At 61.7% G+C, this 22,242-nt stretch carries 24 protein-coding genes; 14 read left to right on the top strand and 10 right to left on the bottom strand.

Translation table 11 applies throughout. From position 1 onward, the window contains the following. Positions 1-37: 37 nt before the first annotated feature. Positions 38-526: a DUF3576 domain-containing protein gene (locus tag AC2FNL_RS16780; RefSeq protein ID WP_093964258.1), complete on the bottom strand. Its 489-nt coding sequence runs from the start codon at positions 524-526 to the stop codon at positions 38-40. Between the two features lie 280 nt (positions 527-806). Here AC2FNL_RS16780 and AC2FNL_RS16775 point away from each other — a divergent pair, with 280 nt between their 5' ends. Further along, positions 807-1,898 carry a porin gene (locus AC2FNL_RS16775; protein ID WP_496834687.1) on the top strand — a complete coding sequence of 364 codons (1,092 nt, stop codon included), beginning with the start codon at positions 807-809 and terminating at the stop codon, positions 1,896-1,898. Positions 1,899-2,001: 103 nt separating this feature from the next. Beyond that, positions 2,002-2,661: a YggS family pyridoxal phosphate-dependent enzyme gene (locus AC2FNL_RS16770; protein ID WP_093964260.1), complete on the top strand. Its 660-nt coding sequence runs from the start codon at positions 2,002-2,004 to the stop codon at positions 2,659-2,661. Here the strand turns inward: AC2FNL_RS16770 and AC2FNL_RS16765 are convergent. Both AC2FNL_RS16765 and ribA read right to left on the bottom strand, forming a co-directional pair. After that, complete coding sequence (locus AC2FNL_RS16765; RefSeq protein ID WP_496834391.1) at positions 2,645-3,145, bottom strand: L,D-transpeptidase family protein; 501 nt, start codon at positions 3,143-3,145, stop codon at positions 2,645-2,647. The two genes, AC2FNL_RS16770 and AC2FNL_RS16765, sit on opposite strands and share 17 nt — an antisense overlap. Beyond that, positions 3,142-4,236: a GTP cyclohydrolase II gene (gene ribA / locus AC2FNL_RS16760; protein ID WP_170360820.1), complete on the bottom strand. Its 1,095-nt coding sequence runs from the start codon at positions 4,234-4,236 to the stop codon at positions 3,142-3,144. The genes AC2FNL_RS16765 and ribA overlap by 4 nt, the downstream gene beginning before the upstream one ends. A gap of 162 nt (positions 4,237-4,398) precedes the next feature. Here ribA and AC2FNL_RS16755 point away from each other — a divergent pair, with 162 nt between their 5' ends. The 5 genes from AC2FNL_RS16755 (at position 4,399) to AC2FNL_RS16735 (ending at position 7,922) form a co-directional block, all read left to right on the top strand. Continuing rightward, on the top strand, positions 4,399-5,085 hold the full coding sequence (locus AC2FNL_RS16755; RefSeq protein WP_093964262.1) for a response regulator transcription factor: 687 nt from the start codon (positions 4,399-4,401) through the stop codon (positions 5,083-5,085). A gap of 191 nt (positions 5,086-5,276) precedes the next feature. After that, positions 5,277-6,065, top strand: coding sequence for an exodeoxyribonuclease III (locus tag AC2FNL_RS16750; protein WP_496834390.1), 789 nt, complete (start codon positions 5,277-5,279; stop codon positions 6,063-6,065). Positions 6,066-6,153: 88 nt separating this feature from the next. Further along, entirely contained in the window at positions 6,154-7,071 is a 918-nt protein-coding gene (gene trxA / locus AC2FNL_RS16745; RefSeq protein ID WP_093964264.1) for a thioredoxin, read from the top strand. Between the two features lie 27 nt (positions 7,072-7,098). After that, positions 7,099-7,740, top strand: a complete 642-nt coding sequence (locus AC2FNL_RS16740; RefSeq protein ID WP_093964265.1) for an LON peptidase substrate-binding domain-containing protein — start codon at positions 7,099-7,101, stop codon at positions 7,738-7,740. Then, a complete protein-coding gene (locus AC2FNL_RS16735; RefSeq protein WP_093964266.1) occupies positions 7,737-7,922 on the top strand; it encodes a Trm112 family protein in 186 nt (61 codons plus the stop codon). Before AC2FNL_RS16740 ends, AC2FNL_RS16735 begins: the two co-directional genes overlap by 4 nt. On the opposite strand, the gene AC2FNL_RS16730 is transcribed toward AC2FNL_RS16735, so the two are convergent. Continuing rightward, complete coding sequence (locus AC2FNL_RS16730) at positions 7,919-9,145, bottom strand: FAD-dependent monooxygenase (protein ID WP_496834389.1); 1,227 nt, start codon at positions 9,143-9,145, stop codon at positions 7,919-7,921. The two genes, AC2FNL_RS16735 and AC2FNL_RS16730, sit on opposite strands and share 4 nt — an antisense overlap. Positions 9,146-9,238: 93 nt before the next feature. On the opposite strand from AC2FNL_RS16730, the gene AC2FNL_RS16725 reads away from it, so the two are divergent. The 4 genes from AC2FNL_RS16725 to AC2FNL_RS16710 all read left to right on the top strand — a co-directional run bounded on the left by AC2FNL_RS16725 (position 9,239) and on the right by AC2FNL_RS16710 (position 15,411). After that, complete coding sequence (locus AC2FNL_RS16725; RefSeq protein WP_496834387.1) at positions 9,239-10,567, top strand: amidase; 1,329 nt, start codon at positions 9,239-9,241, stop codon at positions 10,565-10,567. Positions 10,568-10,676: 109 nt separating this feature from the next. Further along, on the top strand, positions 10,677-11,858 hold the full coding sequence (locus tag AC2FNL_RS16720; RefSeq protein WP_496834386.1) for an aminotransferase class I/II-fold pyridoxal phosphate-dependent enzyme: 1,182 nt from the start codon (positions 10,677-10,679) through the stop codon (positions 11,856-11,858). A gap of 13 nt (positions 11,859-11,871) precedes the next feature. Continuing rightward, positions 11,872-14,775, top strand: a complete 2,904-nt coding sequence (locus tag AC2FNL_RS16715; RefSeq protein WP_496834384.1) for a DNA translocase FtsK — start codon at positions 11,872-11,874, stop codon at positions 14,773-14,775. 39 nt (positions 14,776-14,814) lie between these two features. Further along, a complete protein-coding gene (locus AC2FNL_RS16710) occupies positions 14,815-15,411 on the top strand; it encodes a LolA family protein (protein ID WP_093964270.1) in 597 nt (198 codons plus the stop codon). A 12-nt stretch (positions 15,412-15,423) separates the two neighbouring features. On the opposite strand, the gene AC2FNL_RS16705 is transcribed toward AC2FNL_RS16710, so the two are convergent. After that, complete coding sequence (locus AC2FNL_RS16705; RefSeq protein ID WP_093964271.1) at positions 15,424-16,005, bottom strand: transglycosylase SLT domain-containing protein; 582 nt, start codon at positions 16,003-16,005, stop codon at positions 15,424-15,426. Between the two features lie 187 nt (positions 16,006-16,192). On the opposite strand from AC2FNL_RS16705, the gene hspQ reads away from it, so the two are divergent. After that, positions 16,193-16,519, top strand: a complete 327-nt coding sequence (hspQ, locus tag AC2FNL_RS16700; RefSeq protein WP_170341320.1) for a heat shock protein HspQ — start codon at positions 16,193-16,195, stop codon at positions 16,517-16,519. Positions 16,520-16,543: 24 nt separating this feature from the next. Here the strand turns inward: hspQ and AC2FNL_RS16695 are convergent, their stop codons facing one another. The 3 genes from AC2FNL_RS16695 to AC2FNL_RS16685 all read right to left on the bottom strand — a co-directional run bounded on the left by AC2FNL_RS16695 (position 16,544) and on the right by AC2FNL_RS16685 (position 19,130). Further along, positions 16,544-18,121, bottom strand: coding sequence for a gamma-glutamyltransferase family protein (locus AC2FNL_RS16695; protein ID WP_496834383.1), 1,578 nt, complete (start codon positions 18,119-18,121; stop codon positions 16,544-16,546). A gap of 188 nt (positions 18,122-18,309) precedes the next feature. Continuing rightward, positions 18,310-18,738, bottom strand: a complete 429-nt coding sequence (locus AC2FNL_RS16690) for an ATP-binding protein (protein WP_496834381.1) — start codon at positions 18,736-18,738, stop codon at positions 18,310-18,312. A 53-nt stretch (positions 18,739-18,791) separates the two neighbouring features. Next, positions 18,792-19,130 (bottom strand): STAS domain-containing protein, encoded by a 339-nt coding sequence (locus tag AC2FNL_RS16685; protein WP_496834380.1) that lies wholly within the window; start codon positions 19,128-19,130, stop codon positions 18,792-18,794. Positions 19,131-19,230: 100 nt separating this feature from the next. Between AC2FNL_RS16685 and AC2FNL_RS16680 the strand changes: the two genes are divergently transcribed. Then, entirely contained in the window at positions 19,231-20,403 is a 1,173-nt protein-coding gene (locus AC2FNL_RS16680; protein WP_496834379.1) for an acetyl-CoA C-acyltransferase, read from the top strand. 73 nt (positions 20,404-20,476) lie between these two features. Then, positions 20,477-20,932: a GAF domain-containing protein gene (locus AC2FNL_RS16675; protein WP_170342295.1), complete on the top strand. Its 456-nt coding sequence runs from the start codon at positions 20,477-20,479 to the stop codon at positions 20,930-20,932. Between the two features lie 5 nt (positions 20,933-20,937). Here the strand turns inward: AC2FNL_RS16675 and AC2FNL_RS16670 are convergent, their stop codons facing one another. Next, positions 20,938-21,834: a cation diffusion facilitator family transporter gene (locus AC2FNL_RS16670; RefSeq protein ID WP_170341329.1), complete on the bottom strand. Its 897-nt coding sequence runs from the start codon at positions 21,832-21,834 to the stop codon at positions 20,938-20,940. 38 nt (positions 21,835-21,872) lie between these two features. After that, positions 21,873-22,205 (bottom strand): DUF1294 domain-containing protein, encoded by a 333-nt coding sequence (locus AC2FNL_RS16665; RefSeq protein ID WP_367646559.1) that lies wholly within the window; start codon positions 22,203-22,205, stop codon positions 21,873-21,875. Between the last annotated feature and the right edge of the window lie 37 nt (positions 22,206-22,242).

Genomic DNA, 22,242 nt, shown 5'->3' with positions numbered 1-22,242 from the left:
GGCCCGGCGTGGTAATATTGCGATTTTCTGCGGGTTGCTAGAGCTTGTTGTCCGCGATCCGCAGCTGGCGCGCCCGCGAAAGAATCGCATCTTCGACCGCACGCGTGGTCGCCGCGCTGACCGGAGCGCCTCCGCTGGTCTGCAGCGCCACCGACAGGGACCGCGCCGCTAGGGCCGGATCACTGATGTGCACCGTTGCCCGATAGGACCGCCCGCCGCCCGGTGGTTTGCCGTAACCCGTTATGATCACGCCGGTAAACGGATCCACCTCCTGCACCGGCAAAAAGCTGAGAACATCCAGCGACGCCGCCCACAGATAGCGGTTCACATTAGTGACCTGTTCCGAGTTGTTGGGGCCGAACACATCCCAGATGGTCGAACGATTCGGATCGTTGAGCTCGCGGGCCTCGGACGAGCTGCCGTCGGCGGATAGAACATTGGGGTTGGGCGACGTGCTCCGATTCTGTCCGCACGCAGAAACGGAGGCAGTCAAAACGGTCAAACCCAAAATCGTCAGCAGGCGCATCGTCGGCAGGTCCTGTTTTCACATGTTTTGCTTTGCTAGGAGATACTCCTAGACAACGTACTGTGCTGCAACAACCCCATTCTTGGCTTACGTACCGGTGCCGCTGAAATATCGGGGTGAATTCGACTGTGGCATCCTTGCACCAATTTTGGGCCAAAGAACCGAAGCTGTCCAAGGCATGCTTGCGCAACAGGGGCAAAAAGAGCGAAACGGTCTGCGTGCTGAGACATATGCAGCAGGTATGTGTCGAGTAGAAATTATTGAAACCGAGGGAAACAAGATGAAAAAAGTTCTCTTCGCATCGACCGCACTGATCGCAACCGCATCGGTTGCCGCGGCCGAAGTTAAGTTCAGCGGTTATGGCCGCTTTGGTATCGGTTACCTGGAAGACCGTACCGGCGTTGTGACCAACTTCAACACCGGCGTGACCGTCACCAACACTGGCGTGACCACCACGACCACCAGCGGTGCGACCAACACTGGTCAGACCACCACGCTGACCGACCAGACCACCACAAACACCGCAACCGTTGCAACCGACGAAACCATCCTGGTCTCGCGCTTCCGCCTGAACATCGACGGCATCGCGGAAACCGACGGTGGCGTCCGCTTTGAAGCACGTGTTCGTCTGCAGGCTGACGAAAACGCCAACACCGGCGAAGCAAACGCAGCCGGCCTGAACGGCGCTCGCTTCTCGGTCATCTATGGTGGTCTGCGTGTTGACGCCGGCAACGTTGCTGGTTCGTTCGACAACTTGGCAAACTACTACGGTAACGAGCCGGGCCTGGAAAACTTCATCGGCCAGTACTCGGGCGTTGACTACAGCTTCCTGGGCTACTCGTCGACCGGTGCAGGTTCGAACGCTGTGTTCTTCCAGTACGCAGTTGGTGACTTCGCCTTCGGCGCATCGTACGACCAGGCAACCTTTGGCCTGAACGGTGTTGCAGACAGCGCAGACCGCTGGGACATCAGCTTCACCTACAGCTTCAACAACTTTACCGCAGCTGTTGCTTATGGTGAAACCAGCGCCATCGGTGACGCGATCGAGAAGCAGAGCCTGGCAGTTCTGACCCTGGGTGCTGAATTCGGCGACTTCTCGGGCACCATCTTCGTCGCAGACGATGACGTTGCAGACGACTCGCTGAACGGCACTGCATACGGTCTGTCGGCAGCCTACAACGTTGGCGCTGCAACCACCCTGACCTTCGCTTACGGCGACGGTTCGGCTGACAACGACACCCAGCAGTACGGCATTGGCGCCATCTACGACCTGGGCGGCGGTGCATCGCTGCGCGGTGGTATCGGCCAGACGAAAGTTGGCGACGGCGACGGCCGCCTGCGCGCTGACTTCGGTGCTCAGTTCAACTTCTAAGTTGATCTGAACCGCAAGGTTTGAGGGCGGGTCTTCGGACCCGCCCTTTTCTTTTGCGCCGACATGGTGTTTTTCTGCGGACAAATGGAAACAGAGGGAATCCATGTCGCTGCAAGAAATCATCGCCCGCATCGCTAAGGCCGAAGCCGCAGCCGGCCGCCCCAAGGGCTCGGTCCGGCTGATTGCTGTATCCAAGGTGCAGCCCAACGATCGGGTCGAGGCCGTGTTGAAGCAGGGTCACCGGTGTTTTGGTGAAAACCGGGTGCAGGAGGCCGCCGGAAAGTGGCCCGCCTTCCGTGAAAGCTATCCCGATATTGATCTGCATCTGATTGGTCCGCTGCAAACCAACAAGGCGCGGCAGGCGATGGAACTGTGCAACGCGATCCACTCGGTCGACCGTCCCAAACTGGCCAAAACCCTTGCGCGGCTGGCGCAAGAGGTGGGGCAGTGTCCTGATCTATTCATTCAGGTAAATACCGGCGAAGAGGCTCAGAAAGCCGGGGTTATACCCGCCGAGGCCGATGATTTTGTCGCCGAATGTCGATCACTTGACCTGCCGGTGCGTGGGTTGATGTGTATTCCGCCCGTCGACGAGGAGCCCGCGCTGCATTTTGCTTTGCTGGCCAAGATCGCGGTCAGGAACGGGCTGGATGGCCTGTCCATGGGGATGAGCAGCGATTTTGAAACCGCGATCGCGCTGGGTGCAACTCATGTCCGGGTGGGGTCGGCCATTTTTGGTGACCGGGTCAAACCCGAGGAATGATGATCCGGGTTCCGGGTGCGACGCGCCGCGCGATCCAGTGCAGATGGTCGCGCCGGAACGCCACGCAGCCTTCGGTCGGATAACCCGGTCTGCGCCACTGATGCAGAAAGATCGCTGATCCGCTGCCCGGTGTGGCGACGGGCCAATTCCAATCGGTAATCAGCACCAGATCGTACAGCGGGTCAGCCCGACGCAGGCGTTCGTGACTGCATGGATAGGGCGCCCGAACGTGTTGGTTGTAGTCCTGATCCCTATCGTCATCCGACCACAGATCGCCCGGCCCGATGGGCAAAGCCCACGGGGCTGGCGGGGCAATCCGATCCGGGCGGTACAGCATCCCGACGATGTGGTGGTGCCCTGTGGGGGTGGCCCCGTCGCCCTCGCGCTTGTGGTTGCTCAGGCCACCTTTGCCGATGGTGCAGGGAAACCTGCGGCCGAAGAACCGCACTCCGATCGGCGTCACCACCAGATCAAAAGGGCTCACAGCAGGTGGCCCGATTTCGAGGCCTTGGTCGCCAGATAGGCCCGGTTGTGGGCGGTTTCCCCGACCTTCAGCGGCACACGCTCGGTAACGGCAATCCCGGTCCGTTCCATCATTGCGATCTTGGCCGGGTTGTTGGTAAGCAACCGGACCGAACTGAACCCGAGTGATTTCAGGATGTCCGATCCAAGGCGGAAGTCGCGCTCGTCATCTTCAAACCCAAGCCGGTGGTTGGCCTCGACCGTGTCGAAGCCCTGATCCTGCAGGAAATAGGCGCGCATCTTGTTGGCCAGGCCGATCCCGCGACCTTCCTGGTTGAGATACAGCAGAACGCCATGCCCCTCGGCCCCCATCTGGGCCAGGGCACCGCGCAGTTGCGGGCCGCAGTCGCATTTCAGGCTGCCCATCAGATCACCGGTAAAACAGGCCGAATGCAACCGAGCCAGAACAGGTTTCGAGCGATCCGGGCGGCCGATTTCGATGGCATAGTGCTCCTCGCCACCGTCCTCTGGGCGGAAGACGTGCAGACGACCGGCCTCGGACACCTCCATCGGCAGGCGCGCGGCCACCACCTCGTGCAAGGGGCTGCGATCGGCCAGATGCGGCGCGGCGCGTGTGTGGTCGATGCAGGTCAGACCGTGTGTCGCCGCAAAGGCCCGGCCGTTTTCGACCGCAACCACCACAGCGGCGGGCAGCAGGCGGGCGGATTTAGTCAGTGCGATTGCGATGCGATGAAGGTGTGCATTGCCCTGGCGCTGAGTCATCAAGGGCCCCTTCATTGGGGCATTCAGGTCATCGGACGGGTCTGCAACCGCCTGCACCCACCCCAGATCAGCTTCCGCCGGGATCACGACCCGAGCAAGATCACCGTCATAGGCGCGGGCTTTGAGCGTTTCGGCCCGTCGTCCGGTGATGGCAACCACAGGCGTGTCGCCCAGACCCCTCAGGTCCGCCAGACGCTGCGGGTTGAGTGTCTCTGCGGCGACGGCGACAACGCTGAAATCCCCGTCATCCGTCAGCACGACCGGAACGCCCATCCGAAGGTCGGCACGCGCCCGGGCCAGCAACTCGGCGATGTCTGGAATGAGACTCATTGATGTTATCCTGTAACGTTCGACCCTCGTCCTAGCCCGTTCGAAAGGAAATGTGAAACATTTCTGGCCCACCAGACACGAGGGCGTGAGAGCATTGCAGCAAAACTTGTTGATTGCATCTTCCACGCTCAAGTGTTGCAAAAGGTTTAGGAGGACCGGGACATGGCGCAACTCAAGAAAATCCTGCTGGTCGATGACGATGAAGACTTGCGCGAGGCGCTCAGCGAGCAGTTGGTGATGACCGAGGACTTTGATGTATTCGAAGCCTCCGACGGTCAATCCGCAATGGAGCGGGCGCGCGAAGCCATCTATGACCTTGTGATCCTGGATGTGGGTTTGCCCGACACAGATGGGCGAGAGCTGTGCCGCCTGATGCGCAAGCAGGGGGTCAAAAGCCCGATCCTGATGCTGACCGGCCATGACAGCGATGCCGACACGATTTTAGGGTTGGATGCGGGCGCCAACGACTATGTTTCAAAGCCGTTCAAGTTCCCGGTTCTTCTGGCCCGGATCCGTGCGCAGCTGCGCCAGCACGAACAGTCTGAAGATGCCGTTTTTGTCCTGGGGCCCTATACCTTCAAACCCGCGATGAAGATGTTGATCACCGAGGACGACCGCAAGATTCGGCTGACCGAGAAGGAAACCAACATTCTCAAATTCCTGTATCGCTCGACCGACGGCGTGGTGGCGCGCGATGTGCTGCTGCACGAGGTCTGGGGCTACAACGCAGGTGTCACCACACATACGCTGGAAACGCACATCTACCGACTGCGTCAGAAAATCGAGCCCGATCCCTCCAATGCGCGCCTTTTGGTCACAGAATCTGGTGGATATCGACTGGTGTCGTAACCATAGGTGGATTGATGTGGATCAAAGTGATACTCTGCAAGCATCTTTAGGATAATCCCATCCCGTGCATGTCCGGGTCATGACATGTACCTCCCTGTTGGACTGCCGGGCCTTTGGCCCGGCTTTTTTTCGGATGGCACCCCGGCACCTGCCGCGCTAGTTTGCCCGAGTCGCGACAAGGGAACCCGATCATGCCTTTCACTTTGGCCACCTGGAACATCAATTCCGTTCGCCTGCGCGAGCCGATCGTGCTGAAGCTGCTGCAGGAAGACGCGCCGGATGTGCTCTGCCTGCAAGAGTGCAAATCACCGGTCGACAAGATCCCGACCGAGGGATTCGCGGAACTGGGCTACACCCACATGATCGCCCGCGGTCAGAAGGGCTATAACGGCGTGGCCATCCTGTCGCGCCTGCCGATCACGGATCTGGGCGATCAGGACTTTGCCGGGCTGGGCCATGCCCGGCATGTAGCGGGGCAATTGGAAAACGGGGTGATCATCCACAATTTCTACGTCCCCGCAGGCGGTGACGTTCCCGACCGCGAGGTGAACGAAAAATTTGGTCAGAAGCTGGATTACCTGACCGACATGCGCGACTGGTTCCACGCTGAAAAGCCGCAGAAATCCGTTCTGGTCGGTGACCTGAACATCGCCCCGCGCGAGGATGACGTGTGGTCGCACAAGCAACTGCTCAAGGTCGTGTCGCACACGCCGATCGAGGTCGAGCAACTGGCCGAAACCCAAGATGCGGGCGGCTGGGTCGATATCACCCGGCAGGACATCCCCGATGGACAGCTCTACAGCTGGTGGTCCTATCGCGCCCGCGACTGGGATGCGGCTGACAAGGGGCGGCGCCTGGATCACGTCTGGGCCACGCCTGATATCTCGAACGCCGGCCATTCCAGCCGCATCCTGCGCGACGCGCGCGGCTGGGAGAAGCCCAGCGACCACGCGCCCGTCTTTGCCAGTTTCGATCTTTGATCGGTGCGGGATTCCGCAACTCGGCCCTTGGTTTCCCGGTCGGCTGGTTGCATATAAAGCCCAAGACTGAATCCGGAGAGTGAATGCCATGGAACTTTTGAACGGCGCAGGCAGCCCCGCAGCCACCGATCTGATCAAAGACGGAACCGAGGCCACTTTCATGGCCGATGTCGTCGAGGCATCGCAGGAAATGCCCATCATCGTTGACTTCTGGGCACCCTGGTGCGGTCCGTGCAAAACGCTGGGCCCCGCCCTGGAAGAGGCCGTGACCGCCGCCAAGGGCGCGGTCAAGATGGTGAAAATCAACGTGGACGAGGCGCAGATGATCGCCTCGCAATTGCGCATCCAGTCGATTCCGACCGTCTATGCCTTTTTCAAGGGGCAGCCGGTTGACGGATTCCAAGGCGCGCTGCCAGGATCGGAGATCAAGGCCTTCATCGACCGCGTGATCGAGGCCGCCGGGGGCCAGAGCCCGGGCGGCCAGCTGGACGAGGCCGTGGAGGCCGCCGAAGAGATGCTGAATGATGGCGCGGCAGTGGATGCGGCCCAGACCTTTGCCGCCATTCTTGGCGAAGACCCCAAACATGCCGCGGCCTATGGCGGCCTGGTGCGGGCGCATATCGCGATGGGTGACCTTGATCAGGCCGAGGCGATCCTGAACGGCGCTCCGGCCGAAATCTCGACGACGGCCGAGTTGGAGGCCGCCCATGCCCAGCTGGAACTGACCAAGCAGGCCGCAAATGCCGGGCCGGTGGCCGAGTTGACGGCAGCGGTCGAAGCAGATCCCGACAACCATCAGGCTCGGTTCGACCTGGCGCAGGCGCTCTATGCCAACGGCAAGGCCGCCGAGGCGGTTGACCAGCTTCTGGAGCTGTTCCGCCGCGATCGGGAATGGAATGATGGCGCAGCCAAGGCACAGCTGTTCACCATCTTCGATGCGCTCAAGGCCAATGACCCGATTGTTTTGAACGGTCGCCGCAAACTCAGCTCGATGATATTTGCCTAACCGCGCATCAGAGCTAGAATCGGAAACATGATGCATCCCGCCGATCTGCCGGACACGGTGTCCGTGTTTCCTCTGCCCGGGGCGCTGTTGCTGCCCCGGTCACGCCTGCCGCTGCATATTTTCGAGCCTCGCTACCTGCAAATGCTGGATGACGCCTTGAAAACCAAAGAGCGGCTGATTGGCATGGTCCAGCCGAACCCGTGCCAGAATGACGACACCAAGTTGCATCGGATCGGATGCGCCGGACGTGTCACGCAGTTTTCCGAGACCGAAGACGGGCGCTATCTGATCACGTTGTCCGGCGTTTCCCGGTTTCGTATCCAATCCGAATTGGATGGTTTCACGCCGTATCGTCGCTGCGCCGTTACCTGGGACGGGTTCGACCGCGATCTGGGCAAAGGGGAAATCGACGATACGTTCGACCGGTCCGGTTTCCTGCGTCTGCTGGGGCGTTACTTTTCCGCCCGCCAGCTCTCGACCGATTGGGAGTCACTGAACGAGGCGGATGACGAATTGCTGGTCAACTCCCTGTCTATGCTTCTGGATTTCGACCCTGAGGACAAGCAGGCCCTGCTTGAGGCGCCCTGCCTGCGCACCAGGCGCGAAACATTGGTCACACTGATCGAATTCTCGCTGCGCGGGGGTTCAAACGAGGAACAACTGCAATGACTGAGACGGAACCGGGGTTCGACCGCCACATGCTCGAGGCGCTGATCTGCCCGCAGACCCATACCACGCTGGAATATGACGCCGAGCGGCAGGAGCTGGTCTCGAAAGCCGCTGGTCTGGCCTTTCCGATCCGCAACGGGATTCCGGTGATGCTGGTGGATGAGGCGCGCAAGCTCGACTAGATCGGGCGGCCCTGCAGCAGCTTGGGCAGGTCGCCTGTCAAACCGGCGGCCTCGCGCACGAAGCCGCGGCGCAGACCGGGCAGGGAGCCCACGATGCCCATGCCGATGTCGCGCCCTAGCCGCAGGATCGGATTGTCGTTCGAAAACAGCTTGTTGAACACATCCGTCGCCATTGCCAGGGCGGCCGTGTCGAAGCGGCGCCACTCCTGGTAACGCTCCAGAACCAACACCGAGCCGATGTCCTCGCCGCGTCGCCCGGCCAGCGTCAGCACCTCGGCCAGCGCGCCGACGTCGCGCAGCCCGGCGTTCAGCCCCTGACCGGCGATCGGGTGCATGCCATGGGCCGCATCACCCACCAGCGCCAGCCGCTCCGCGATGAAGGAATTGGCGATGGTCAGGTTCAGCGGATAGGTGAACCGGTCGCCCTGCAGGCAGATGTCACCCAGAAAATCGCCGAATCGGGGCCGCAGGACCTGAAAGTATTCGGCCTCGTCCAGTGCGTTGATGCGCTGCGCGGTGTCAGAGCGTTCGCTCCAGACGATCGAGCTGCGGTTGCCGGTCAGCGGCAGGATAGCCAGCGGGCCGGGGGGCATGAAGAACTGATGTGCGATGCCGTGATGGGGCAGGTCGTGTTCGATGGCGCAGACCAGCGCGGTCTGGCCGTAGTCCCATCCGGTCCGCTTGATCTCGGCGCGGGCGGCGGTGCCACTGCGGCGGCCGTCGCACCCCACCAGAAGCCGACCGGACAGCGCCGATCCGTCATCCAGCGTCACGGTCACGCTGCCTGGACCGGTTTCCTGCGCGACCACGGTTTTGCCACTGACCCGGGTGATTGCCGGTTCCGCCTCCATCGCCGCAAGAAATGCGCGTCGCAGGTGACGGTCCTCGACCATATAACCCATCGGGCCTTCCTCGATCTCGGCATGGTCGAAATGCATGAAAAACGGCGACGGGCCTGCGCCCGCATGGCCATCAGTCACCTTGATCTCCAACATCGGCTGGGCATGGTCCGCGACCCGCTCCCAGACGCCGATCGCGGCCAGCAACCGTTGCGAGGCCAGCGCCAGCGCATAGGCACGCCCGTCGAACGCCGCGTTCTTGCGCACCTTCTCGGCCAGTGCGTCGATCACGGTAACGCTGTGCCCGGTCTGCGCCAGCGCCAGCGCCAGAGCGGGGCCGTTCAGCCCGCCGCCCACGATCAAGATATCGGAAACCTGTGTCATGCGGTGCAATATGCGCGCCCTTTCGGGATTGTCCATGTGCAGTCCTGTCGCTACCGTCGCCGAAACACGAATTTTTCCGACAAGGGGGCAAAGATGCAGGACTGGCTGACCATGACGGCATGTGACCTGGGCCGGGGGATCGGCATGGGTCAGATCGATCCCGAGGAGCTGACCGAGGTCTATCTGGCGGCCATCGACGCCCATCCGCACCGCGACCGCATCTATGCCCGCGTCACGCATGACCGCGCCCGCGCCGAAGCCCGCGCAGCCAAGGAACGGGCGGCCCAAGGGCTGCGCCGGTCGTTGCTGGATGGGGTGCCGATCAGCTGGAAGGATCTGTTCGACACCGCCGGGATCGGAACCGAGGCCGGATCGGCCCTGCTGCGCGGCCGGGTGCCCGAGAACGACGCAACCGTCCTGCGCAACGCAACGTCCATGGGCGCGGTTTGTCTGGGCAAGACGCATATGAGCGAGCTGGCCTTCTCGGGGCTTGGTCTGAACCCCGTCACCGCGACGCCGCCCTGCGTGAATGACGAAAAGGCGGTTCCGGGCGGGTCGTCCTCGGGTGCGGCGGCGTCGGTGGCCTTTGGTCTGGCGGCCTGCGGAATCGGCTCGGACACGGGCGGATCGGTGCGCATTCCGGCCGCGTGGAACGATCTGGTGGGGCTGAAGACCACCTCGGGGCGGTTGAGCCTTGAGGGCGTGGTGCCCCTGTGCCTGCGGTTTGACACGGTTGGCCCGCTGGCGCGGTCCGTCGAGGATGCGGCGCAGATGCTGGCGCTGCTGGGGGGCGGAACGCCGGCCGATCTGCGGGGCGCCAGCCTGAAGGGGCGGCGGTTTGCCGATCTGCAGACAATCGCGCAGGACGATCTGCGCGACGCACCACGCCAGGCCTATGCCGAGGCGCTGGACCGCCTGCGAGATGCCGGGGCCGAGATCGTGCCGCTGGAGGTGCCAGAACTGGCCGAGGCGATGGGCCTGTCCGGTGTCCTTTACACCACCGAAGCCTATGGCCTGTGGCGCGACGTGATCGAGGCCAACCCTGAGGCGATGTATCCCGAGATCCTTGAACGGTTCCGCGCAGGCAAGGGGCATTCCGGCCCGGATTACGTGGCCGCGTGGTCTCGGTTGAAGGCCTGCCGGTCGGTCTGGGACGCGGCCACCGCCGGCTTCGACGCGGTTTTGGCCCCCACCGCGCCGATCCTGCCGCCGGATCTGGACCGGCTGATGAACGACCATGACTACTACGTCACCGAGAACCTTCTGGCCCTGCGCAACACCCGGATCGGCAACCTGATGGGGCTGGCGGCGCTGTCGCTGCCCACTTCGACACCGTCCTGCGGGCTGATGATGCTGGGCTATCCGGGCTCGGAAGAGGCGCTTTTGCGGCTGGGTGCGGCGGCCGAGGTGGTTCTGACCTGAATGCCACAATCCCCTGATTCGGAACCTCTTTGTCTGGACGCGCGGGGGTTCGGCCTGTAATCTGCTGGAAAACCGGGGCGCCAATGATCCCGGTATCGAGGCAGCAGTCATGAATTTCCCCGAGCGGTTTTCGAACCTACCGGCTTATGCTTTTCCGCGTCTACGCGCCCTGCTCGACCATCACGCGCCGGGTGGCGATGTCGTGCACATGACGATTGGCGAGCCCAAGCATGACTTTCCGCCCTGGGTGACCGATGTCATCGTGGAAAACGCCGCCGGGTTCCAGACATACCCGCCGAACGAGGGGTCGGACGCGCTGCGCGGTGCCATCGCCGACTGGATCGACCGCCGCTATGGCGTGCGGATGGACCCCGAGACCAACATCATGGCGCTGAACGGCACGCGCGAGGGGTTGTACAACGCCGCCATGGCCCTGTGCCCCGAGCAGAAGAACGGCCGGCAGCCGATCGTTTTGTGCCCCAACCCGTTCTACCAAGTCTACATGGTGGCCTCGATCTCGGTCGGGGCGCAGCCGTATTTCGTGCCGGCCACCGCGGCCACCGGGCACTTGCCGGACTATGCCAGCCTGCCAGAAGATGTGCTGAACCGCACCGCCGTGGCCTATATCTGTTCGCCCGCCAACCCGCAGGGTGCCGTCGCCTCGCGCGACTACTGGGCCGAGCTGATCCGGCTGGCCGAGCGGTACGATTTCCGCATCTTCGCCGATGAGTGCTATTCTGAGATATTCCGCGATACGCCGCCCACCGGCATCCTGACCGTCGCGCAGGAGCTGGGCGCCGACCCCGAGCGGATCACGCTGTTCAACTCGCTGTCGAAACGGTCGAACTTGGCAGGGCTGCGGTCGGGGCTGATAGCGGGCGGGCCGGAAAGCATCAAGCGGGTCAAGCAGTTGCGCGCCTATGCCGGGGCGCCCTTGCCGTCGCCGTTGCAGGCCGCCGCGGCCAGGGTCTGGGCCGATGAGGCGCATGTTCAGGAAAACCGTGCGCTGTATCAGGAAAAATACGCCATCGCCGATCAGGTGTTCGCGGGCGTTCAGGGCTATATGCCGCCCGAGGCGGGGTTCTTTCTTTGGCTGCCTGTCGAAGATGGCGAGCAGGCCGCATTGAAGCTGTGGCAGGAAACCGGGGTTCGGGTCCTGCCGGGCGCATATCTTTCACAAGGGGATCCGGGGCAGAACCCGGGCAAAGGCTTTATCAGGGTCGCGATGGTGGCCCCAAAAACAGAGATGCAGCGCGGGCTGATCACGCTCCGCGACTGCATCTATTCGTGAGGTACGAGGGCACATGGCATCTTACAACGCGCGCAACCGCGACCCATTGTTGGACAGCACCACCCAGGCCGCAATCGAGCGGCGCAGCAAGGAACTGATCGGGATCGCCTTGATCTTGGCCGGCCTAGCCGCCGCGGCGATGATCTGGTCCTACACGCCGGATGATCCGAACTGGATGGTCTCGACCGACGCGCCGGTGCAGAACTGGCTGGGCCGGTTCGGCGCTTCGATCGCCGCGCCGTTGTTCATGATCGTGGGCTGGGGCAGCTTTGGCATCGCGCTGGTGCTGGTCGGCTGGGGCGTGCGGTTCGCCGGCCATTTCGGCGAGGATCGCGCCGTGGCCCGCCTGATTTTCGCGCCGATCTGGATCGCCGTCCTTTCGGTCTATGCCGCGACGCTGGTGCCCGGAACTGAATGGCGAGCGACGCACAGCTTTGGCCTGGGCGGCCTGTTCGGCGATACGGTGATGGGGGCGCTGCTGACGCTGTTGCCCATCTCGTCGCATTTCATGGTCAAGCTGATGTCGCTGGCCATGGCGGCCGGTATGCTGGCGTTGGGCGTTTTTGTTCTGGGCTTCACCAAGTCGGATGTCCGGCGCGGGTTCCGGGCTTTCCTGCTGGGTCTGGTGATGGCCTATGACATGCTGATGACCGCGCTGGGGCAGGGGGCGTCGGCCACCGCCCGGGCCGCACAGGCGCGCCGGGAAAAATGGCAGGAACGCAAGGCAACCCAGGCCGCTGGCGCCGAATTTGAGGATGAACTGGCCTATGCCGATCCGGTCTTTGAAGAGCCCGAGATCGCAGCACCCGAACCCGTCAAGACGGGCCTGCTTGCGCGCATGCCCGGCCTGATCCGCCGCCCCGAGCCGATGCCCGAACCCGAACTGGTCGACCCGGAACCCGTCACCGGATATGACGAGATGCCGGGCGAGGACCGGATCCGCTCGAAGATTTCCGCGGTGATCCAGAACCGCAAGGTCGCCACCGGTGAAATCGCGCCCGAGCCCGATCCGAACCGCCCGCTGACCAAGGGGCGTGGCCGTGGCCCCGACCCGCTGATCCTGAATGCGCCGCGAGCGGGCAACCTTCCGACCGAGCCTCCACTGACTGCTGCCGGGCTTCCGCCCGAGCCGCCGTTGACCAGTCAGCCAGCGCAGCCTTATGCGGAAATTGAGACGTTCACCGAAGACCAGGTCTCAGAGTATTCGCCTTTGGACGCCGACGACGATCAGGTGTTCGAGGATGCAGAAGACCCAATCGCCGAGGCGCGTCCGGCGATGAAGATCCCGGTTGCCGAACCGCGCAAGCCAGTTGTCGCGCAGCCTGTCCGGCGCAACGTCCTGCCCTCGCGACGGGCTCAGGCCGAGGCTCAGCCCAGCCTGTCCTTCGAAGAGCGGCACACCGATTTCGAACTGCCACCGCTCAGCCTGCTGACGAACCCGTCCGGCATCCCGCGACATCACCTGAGCGACGAGGCGCTAGAGGAAAACGCGCGGATGCTGGAAAACGTGCTGGATGACTATGGCGTCAAGGGCGAGATCGTCAGTGTCCGCCCCGGCCCCGTCGTCACGATGTACGAGTTGGAGCCCGCACCGGGCCTGAAAGCCAGCCGCGTGATCGGACTGGCCGATGATATCGCCCGGTCGATGTCGGCCCTGTCAGCGCGGGTTTCGACCCTGCCCGGACGCTCAGTCATCGGCATCGAACTGCCTAACGAAAACCGCGAGATGGTGGTCCTGCGCGAAATCCTGGCAAGCCGCGATTTCGGCGATGGCACCCATGCGCTACCTTTGGCGCTGGGCAAGGATATCGGCGGCGACTCGGTCGTGGCCAACCTGGCCAAGATGCCTCACCTGCTGATCGCCGGGACGACCGGTTCGGGCAAGTCTGTGGCGATCAACACGATGATTCTGTCGCTGCTCTACAAGCTGACACCGGATGAGTGCCGCCTGATCATGATCGACCCCAAGATGCTGGAACTTTCCGTCTATGACGGCATCCCGCATCTGTTGTCGCCGGTCGTGACAGACCCGAAAAAGGCGGTGGTCGCCCTGAAATGGGTCGTGGGCGAGATGGAGGACCGCTATCGCAAGATGTCCAAGATGGGCGTGCGCAACATCGCCGGCTACAACGGCCGGGTGAAGGACGCGCTGTCCAAGGGCGAGATGTTCAGCCGCACGGTCCAGACCGGGTTCGATGACGAAACCGGAGAGCCGATCTTCGAGACCGAAGAGTTCGAACCCAAGGCCATGCCCTATATCGTCGTCATCGTCGATGAGATGGCTGACCTGATGATGGTCGCGGGCAAGGAGATCGAGGCCTGTATCCAGCGTCTGGCGCAGATGGCACGGGCCTCGGGCATCCACCTGATCATGGCCACGCAGCGCCCATCGGTCGACGTCATCACCGGTACGATCAAGGCCAACTTCCCGACCCGGATCTCGTTCCAGGTGACGTCGAAAGTCGACAGCCGGACCATCCTGGGGGAAATGGGGGCCGAGCAGCTGCTGGGGCAGGGCGACATGCTGTATATGGCTGGCGGAGCCAAGATCACCCGCTGCCACGGGCCGTTCGTGTCCGATGAAGAGGTCGAGGAGGTGGTGAACCACCTCAAGCAGTATGGTCCGCCGGACTATGTCGGCAGCGTGCTGGATGGTCCGTCCGAGGACAAGGCCGACAATATCGACGCGGTTCTGGGTCTGAATACCGGCGGCAACACCAATGGTGAGGACGCCCTGTACGATCAGGCGGTTGCCATCGTGATCAAGGATCGCAAGTGTTCAACCTCGTACATCCAGCGGAAACTTGCCATCGGCTACAACAAGGCCGCGCGGCTGGTCGAGCAGATGGAGGACGAAGGCGTTGTTTCGGCAGCAAATCACGTGGGCAAACGCGAAATCCTCGTCCCGGAACAGTAGGATATTTAATAACAAGGGCAGAGCGCATATCTGTGTGTCATGAAACAGATTGCCTTTGCCCTTGCCCTTGCTTTGACTGCCCCTGCAGCCTGGGCCGCCGACAAGCTGCCCTTGTCGCAGATCTCGAACTATCTGAACGGATTGAAGGCCGTTCAGACGACGTTTACCCAAGTCAACGATGACGGATCGCTGAGTACCGGCAAGCTGTGGCTGCAGCGGCCCGGCAAGATGCGGTTCGAATACGATCCGCCCAACAGTGCGGTCGTGCTGGCCAATGCCGGCACCGTGATGGTGTTCGACCCCAAATCAAATCAGCCGCCCGAGCAGTACCCGTTGAAGCGCACGCCGCTGTCGCTGGTTCTGGCGCGCAACGTGAACCTGTCGCAGGCCAACATGGTAGTCGGCCACACATTTGATGGCACAGCCACGGTCGTCACCGCGCAGGACCCGAAAAACCCCGAGTCCGGACGGATCGAGCTGATGTTCACGGCAAATCCGATCGAGTTGAGGAAATGGGTCATCTACGACAACGCCGGGGGTCAAACCACGGTGCTGCTGGGACCTCTCAACGAAGATTTCAAAATCGACAGTGACCTGTTTTCGAACAAGGCGCGGCGCGGGTCAGAAAACCGCTGACCCGCGGCTCTTTCAGTAGCGACAGCTGGACAGCTGCGCCTGGTACATCTGCGCACGTGCATCCACGTCATTGGCCACGTTCAACAGCCAGGTCTTGCCGTAGTGGCTGCCGCGTGCGTAACCTGCACGACCTTCGTGATATGCCAGATACTGGTTCCGCGTGTCGCTGGTCGAGATGCCGATCTTCTGACTGCTTTTGTTCATGTACCAACCGACGAAATCTGACGCGTCACGAATGCGGTCACGCTTGGCGCGCCGCTTCCCAGTTTCGCGCTGATATTCTTCCCAGGTTCCGTCCAGGGCCTGGCTGAAGCCATAGGCGCTGCTCTGACGGCCCATCGGAATAACCCCCAGAACATATTTGTGGGGCGTCCGCGCGTCGTGACGATAGCGGCTTTCTTGGTAGATGGTTGCCATCTGGACATGAACCGGAACACCCCATTTGCGTTCGGTGCTCTTGAACGCCTTGATCATGTCCGGCCGCTCGCGCGCGATGGCGCAAGCGTCATTGAGGTTGCTGGGCGGACGCTGTGCGCCGCCCCCACAGGATGCCAAAAACAGCACCCCGAAGAGTACGAGAAGTTTTCTGCTCATGTGCCTCGTGCCTTTTTTCTCTATTCTAGCGCAGATTGCAGGCCGAGGAAATCACAATCGTATAGGATACCGTCCAGCAGGCCGTCGACTGTCAGGCATAGGTTCACAGACTGTTTCCGGGAATTTCAGATCAATGATTGGCAATTGCCGGCGGAAAGGTTTAGTAAGTGCCTTGGGGGCTGAAACAATGCTGAAGACACATGCAAAGTACCGCCTGGGCCAGGTGGTTCGTCACAAGAAACATCCCTTCCGAGGGGTGATTTTTGACGTGGATCCGGAATTTGCGAACACCGAGGAATGGTACGAGGCAATTCCCGAAGACAGCCGCCCGATCAAGGATCAGCCGTTCTACCATTTGCTGGCCGAGAACGATCAATCCTTCTATGTGGCTTATGTATCAGAGCAAAATCTGATTGCCGACCAGTCAGGCGAACCTGTTGATCATCCTGACATTCCCAACATGTTCGGGCCGTTTCAGGACGGCAGCTATCCGCTGCACTTCCAACTGAACTGATGCGGTGCTGACGCCGTTGCGGCGTCAGTAACCCAAAGCGCAGCCGTCCTTTCGGGGGTCGCTAGCGCCTTCCAATACTCCGCTTTGATGGATTCGGATCGCCTGTGCACCGCCCAAAGGCGTTTCCGTCTCGACGACATTGTGGCCCAAGTCTGACAATTGTTGCGCGATCCTGCGGTTGTAGCCCGGTTCGATCTTCAAGATCGAACCGTCGGCAAAAACGCGGGGCGCGTCGACGGCGTGCTGCAGCCCCAAGTCGAAATCCAGAAGGTTGGAAACAAGGCGCGCGTGGCCCGTCGGCTGATAGGCCCCGCCCATCACGCCGAACGGCATGGCAATCTGGCCGTTTTGCTTCAGTATCGCGGGAATGATCGTGTGCATCGGGCGCTTGCCGCCGCCCAGCTCGTTCGGATGCCCCGGTTCAAGGTTGAAACCACATCCGCGGTTCTGCAGGAGAATGCCAAACTTTTCCGAGGCGATGCCCGATCCGAAGCTGTGGAAGATCGAATAGATCAGAGAAACAGCCATACGATCCCGGTCGACGACCGTGACATAAACCGTGTCCTTGTGCACCGCTTCGGTCAGTGGGGCGGCGGCGGTCATGGCGCGCCGGGGATCGATTAGCCCGGCCAGCTTTGCCGCCGTTTCCGGCGCCAGAAAATGCTCCATGCGCGACGTATGATCCGGGTCGGCGATGAACCGGTTGCGTGCATCGTAGGCCAGCTTGGTCGCCTCGGCTTCGATATGCGCCCGTTCGGCGCCCCACGGGTCCATGCCGGCAATGTCGAAATGCTTAAGGATGTTAAGAAGCAGGATCGCAGTCGCGCCTTGTCCGTTCGGCGGATGTTCAAGCAGTTCAGCGTTGCGGTAGTCGCTTCCAACCGGTGAGGCTTCGATGAACTTTGTGTCGTGAAAATCGGTGGCCGAATGAATCCCGCCTCGGGAATTCAAGGCAGCCAGCATGTCATCGGCGATTTCGCCCTCGTAAAAGGCGTCACGCCCATTTCGGGCCACGCGACGCAGGACTTCTGCCTGACCCGGAGCGCGAAACATCTGACCTGTCGTTGGGGCGCGGCCGTCGATCAGATAGTGATCCCGCGCTGCGCCCTGCAGTGTTTCGGCCCCGAGCGACCAGTCATGCGCAACGCGGGGTGCAACTGGCACGCCCGTTTCGGCATAGTGAATTGCAGGTTGAAGAAGGGCCTCGATCCCCAATCGGCCCTCGGCTTCTGACAGGTGGCAGAATGCGTCGACGGCGCCGGGGATTGTCACCGCTTCGGGGCCGTCAAGTGGCACCGTAGCCAACCCACGAGCCCGCAGATCTTCGGCCGAGGCTGCAGCGGGCGCCCGCCCAGAGCCGTTCAGCGCGCGAACCGTCGTTTCGCCCGCGCGATTGAAAAGAACGAAACAGTCGCCACCCAGACCTGTCATCTGCGGTTCGCAGATGCCCAGAAGCACGCCCGCGGCAATGGCGGCGTCCATCGCGTTTCCCCCGCGGCCCAGAATGTCCAGCGCCACCTTTGCAGCCAGCGGATGCGAGGTTGCGCACATCCCTTCGGTCGACAAAACCTCGGAACGGCCGGGGGCATGGAAATCGCGCATGGAATGGGTCTCCTCCTGAACGGGTCGACACTAGGGTGCCGATGGCTGATGTCCAGTCATTTCAAGGAGAAGGTCCTCGGCGCCGTTCACTGGGTGGGGGCTGTGACACATGGCGCCGAGGGAAGCTATCTGAGCTACCCCTTGTTTCTGCCGGTCGTTTGCGGCGCGACAATGGTCCGATCTGGGCGTTATTGTGGCCGATCCGCTTTTTTTGTGCGCTCAAACCGCAAGAATAGCAGGTTTTGGCCGTTCTTGCGGTCATACCGCACCTCGTCGGCCAATGTGCGGATCAGGAACCAACCGAAACCACCTTCGGGCAGATTTGATGTATCGGTTTCCACGCTGGCAGGAATGCCATCAGGTATCTTCAGGCCGGGCAGGGGGCGCCCAGTGTCGGCGATCTGGACCTCCAGATAATCTTTGGAGTCCAGCACGGAAACCCGGACCATTCCGGGCGCGCACTCAGCATAGGCGTGTTCGACAACATTGTTGATCGCCTCGGCCAACACGATCTTGATGTCCGCAATCCTTTGCCCCCGCAAACCGAAATTCGACAGCCCGGCGTGCAGCGAAGCGATGGCGCGGCTGGCCTCGGCTTCGACGGCAGGGAATGCCATTTCGAGTCGGCCGTCTTCGCAGTTGACTGTCACGCCATTTGCTCCCTGGCGCTTCACTCCAACTCGGAGGCCAGCGCGTCATCCAAGTTGGGATGCAGTTTGAAAACCGTATCCATCCGCGTCAGCCGAAAAACCTTTGCCACGACAGGCTGCAATCCCGCCAGTTCCAGCCTGCGCCCATTTCCAAGCTGTTTCATTGATGCCACGATCGCGCCCAATCCACTGGAGTCTATGAACTCGACCGCAGACAGGTCCAGGATGATCCGACCGGCGCTATTTGCGGTTTGGGTCCGCATGTCTTCCTTGAACTGTATCGCCATGGCGGCGTCGATGCGGGTGGCGTCGACTGTGATGATCTGCATCTCGCCTGTCGTTTTGCTGCTCAGTGCCACGTGACTTCCCTCGGATTCCGTCGATCGATCGTAGAAATACGCTAGACGGCATTTCTTACCATTCGGTATCCAAGCACTCGACAAAAGGAGGAGTCGTCACATGAAAGAGGTTGTGATCGCTGGTGCGGCCCGGACGCCGATGGGCGGGTTTCAAGGAATGTTCGACGGCGTGCCTGCGGCGGAACTGGGTGGCGTCGCCATTTGTGCGGCGCTTGAAAACGCCAAGACGCAGACGGTCGACGAGGTTTTGATGGGCTGCGTTCTGCCCGCCGGTCAGGGGCAGGCTCCGGCGCGGCAGGCAGGGTTCGCGGCAGGTCTGGGTGAAGAGGTACCTGCGACCACACTGAACAAGATGTGCGGGTCGGGCATGAAGGCGGCAATGATGGCGTTCGATCAGATCGCGCTTGGCCATGCAGACTCGATGGTTGCGGGTGGAATGGAAAGCATGACGAATGCGCCCTACTTGCTGCCCAAGATGCGCGGCGGGGCGCGTATCGGTCACGGCCAGGTGGTGGATCACATGTTCCTGGACGGGCTGGAGGATGCCTATGACAAGGGCCGCCTGATGGGCACTTTTGCTGAAGACTGCGCCGAGGCTTATCAATTCACCCGAGAGGCGCAGGACGAATACGCGTTGAAGTCGCTGTCGAATGCGCTCGAAGCGCAGGCCAGCGGCGCCTTCTCGGACGAGATCGCAGCCGTCACGGTCCGAAGCCGCAAAGGTGAAATCATTCAGGATTCGGATGAGCAGCCCAAATCGGCGCGGCCGGAAAAGATACCGACGCTGAAGCCGGCATTCCGCAAGGATGGCACGGTGACGGCGGCCAATTCCTCGTCAATCTCGGATGGCGCGGCGGCGCTGGTTCTTGCCGCGGCTGACACGGCTGAGGCGCGCGGCCTGAATGTCCGTGCCCGCATCCTGGGCCATGCGAGCCACGCCCAGGCGCCCGGCCTTTTCACGACGGCTCCGGTCCCGGCCGCGCAGAAGCTGCTGGAACGGATCGGTTGGAGCAAGGACGACGTGGACCTGTGGGAAGTGAACGAGGCTTTTGCCGTTGTTCCGATGGCCTTCATGCATGAAATGGGCTTGCCGCGCGACAAGGTCAACGTCAACGGAGGCGCCTGCGCCCTAGGTCATCCGATCGGGGCCTCGGGCGCACGTATCTTGGTTACGCTTCTAAATGCACTCGAGAAGCGTGGCCTGAAGCGCGGAGTGGCGGCGATCTGCATCGGAGGCGGCGAGGGCACTGCAATCGCGATCGAGCGGGTTTGACGCTTTGGCATTTTGCCATTAGCTGAACCGGGCCGCAGAGGTTGCGGCCCGATTGCACTTTGGAATTGACCCCATGAAAGCTGACTACGCGCTCTTGTCCAAAACCATCGAAGCCCTGACGGAAGGTGAAACTGATCAGGTCGCTCTGATGGCCACCGTCGCCTGCGAGGTGCATCACAGCGACGACCGCTTTGACTGGACGGGGTTTTACCGTGTGACCGAGCCGGAGTTGTTGAAGATCGGACCCTATCAAGGCGGGCACGGGTGTTTGGTCATTCCGTTCTCCCGCGGGGTCTGCGGGGCAGCGGCGCGCACCGGAGAGGTTCAGTTGGTCCCGGATGTGGATGCGTTTGAGGGGCACATTGCCTGCGCCTCGTCGACCCGGTCCGAACTGGTTCTGCCGGTGCGGGATTCTGCGGGGCAGGTCATCGGGGTCTTTGATATCGACAGCGATCAGCCCGATGCGTTCGAGCAGGCCGATGCCGATGGGTTGTCGCGCATCCTCGCGCAGGTTTTCGGGCGTTTGTAGAAATTTTATTCCGGTTCGATCCCCGAGGCTTTGAGCTGAGAGTCCGGCTCCACGTGAATGATGGTCCGGGCCTCGGGCAGCTTTTCCGCGATTGCATCTTCGATCGCGTCGCAGATGTCGTGGGCGTCACCGACTGTCATGTTGCGATCGACGACTAGGTGAAATTCGATGAACACGGCTTTGCCGGCCCGACGTGTGCGCAGATCGTGGATCTGCAAGGCTCCCTGAGACGAGTTCCGAACGGCGGCCTCGATGATATCCGTGTCCTCGGTATGGGCCGCTGAATCCATGAGATCTCCGGCCGAATGGAAAATGACCTTCCAGCCTTCGCGCAGAATATTTGCGGCCACCAGAATGGCCAGCAGCGGGTCAAGAACGGCCCAGCCTGTCAGCAATACGAGGATCAGTCCCAACAAGACCCCGGCCGAAGTCCAGACGTCGGTCATCAGGTGGCGTCCATTGGCCGTCATGGCCGGCGAGCGCCGTTTCTGACCCGCCGAGATCAGCACGCGTGCCCAGACCAGGTTCAGGACCATGGCCGCGGCGTTCACGGCCAGTCCGATCGGCCCGAGCTGGTCCAGGTGTGGGGCGAACAAGGCGCCCCAGGCTTCCTGAATGATCAGGATTGCGGCGAGAACGATCAGGGTCCCCTCGGCGATGGCCGAGAAGTTCTCGGCCTTGTGATGTCCGAAAGGGTGATTGCTGTCGGCAGGACGCTCCGCCATCCGAATGGCAAACCACGCCAGCAGCGCGCCAACCACGTTGACCAAAGATTCCATTGCGTCGGAATACAGAGCGACCGACCCGGTCAAATGCCATGCCAGGACCTTGAGCAGCAGCACCAGCAGGGACACCGCCACTGACCCGATGGCCAGCGCCTGGGACGAAGTTCTGTCAATCATGTGCAACCATTGCCCGATCGCACTGCCAATTTCCAGTTTCAAACAGAACTGTAGGTAAGGAACAGGTAGATCGCGCCCGCCTGCAGAGCCGCAATGGCATACAGCAGAGTCGTCAGCCGCTTTTTCCGGGTCTTGTGCCCGAATATCCAGCGACCCAGCAAAGCTGCGGGGCTGCCGCCCAACAGCGCCAGTCGCAAAAGCCACTTCTCCGGGACACGCCGCCTGCGTCGGATCGCCCGCAGCTTGTCCCACCCGAACACCAGCAAAGTCAACGCGTTGATGGCCCAGAAATACAGAATGACGATCCACATTCCGCAGCCATAGCGCGGAAGGATCAGGATCGGTAGTGAAAAATCTCTTGGAATTTTCACCGATTCGGGACATCGTGAAAAATGTGACGTAAATTTC

The sequence above is a fragment of the Ruegeria sp. CRTD044 genome, assembly GCF_059613485.1.
Note: the sequence above shows the minus strand (reverse complement) of the source record. Positions and strands in the feature narration are given on the sequence as shown.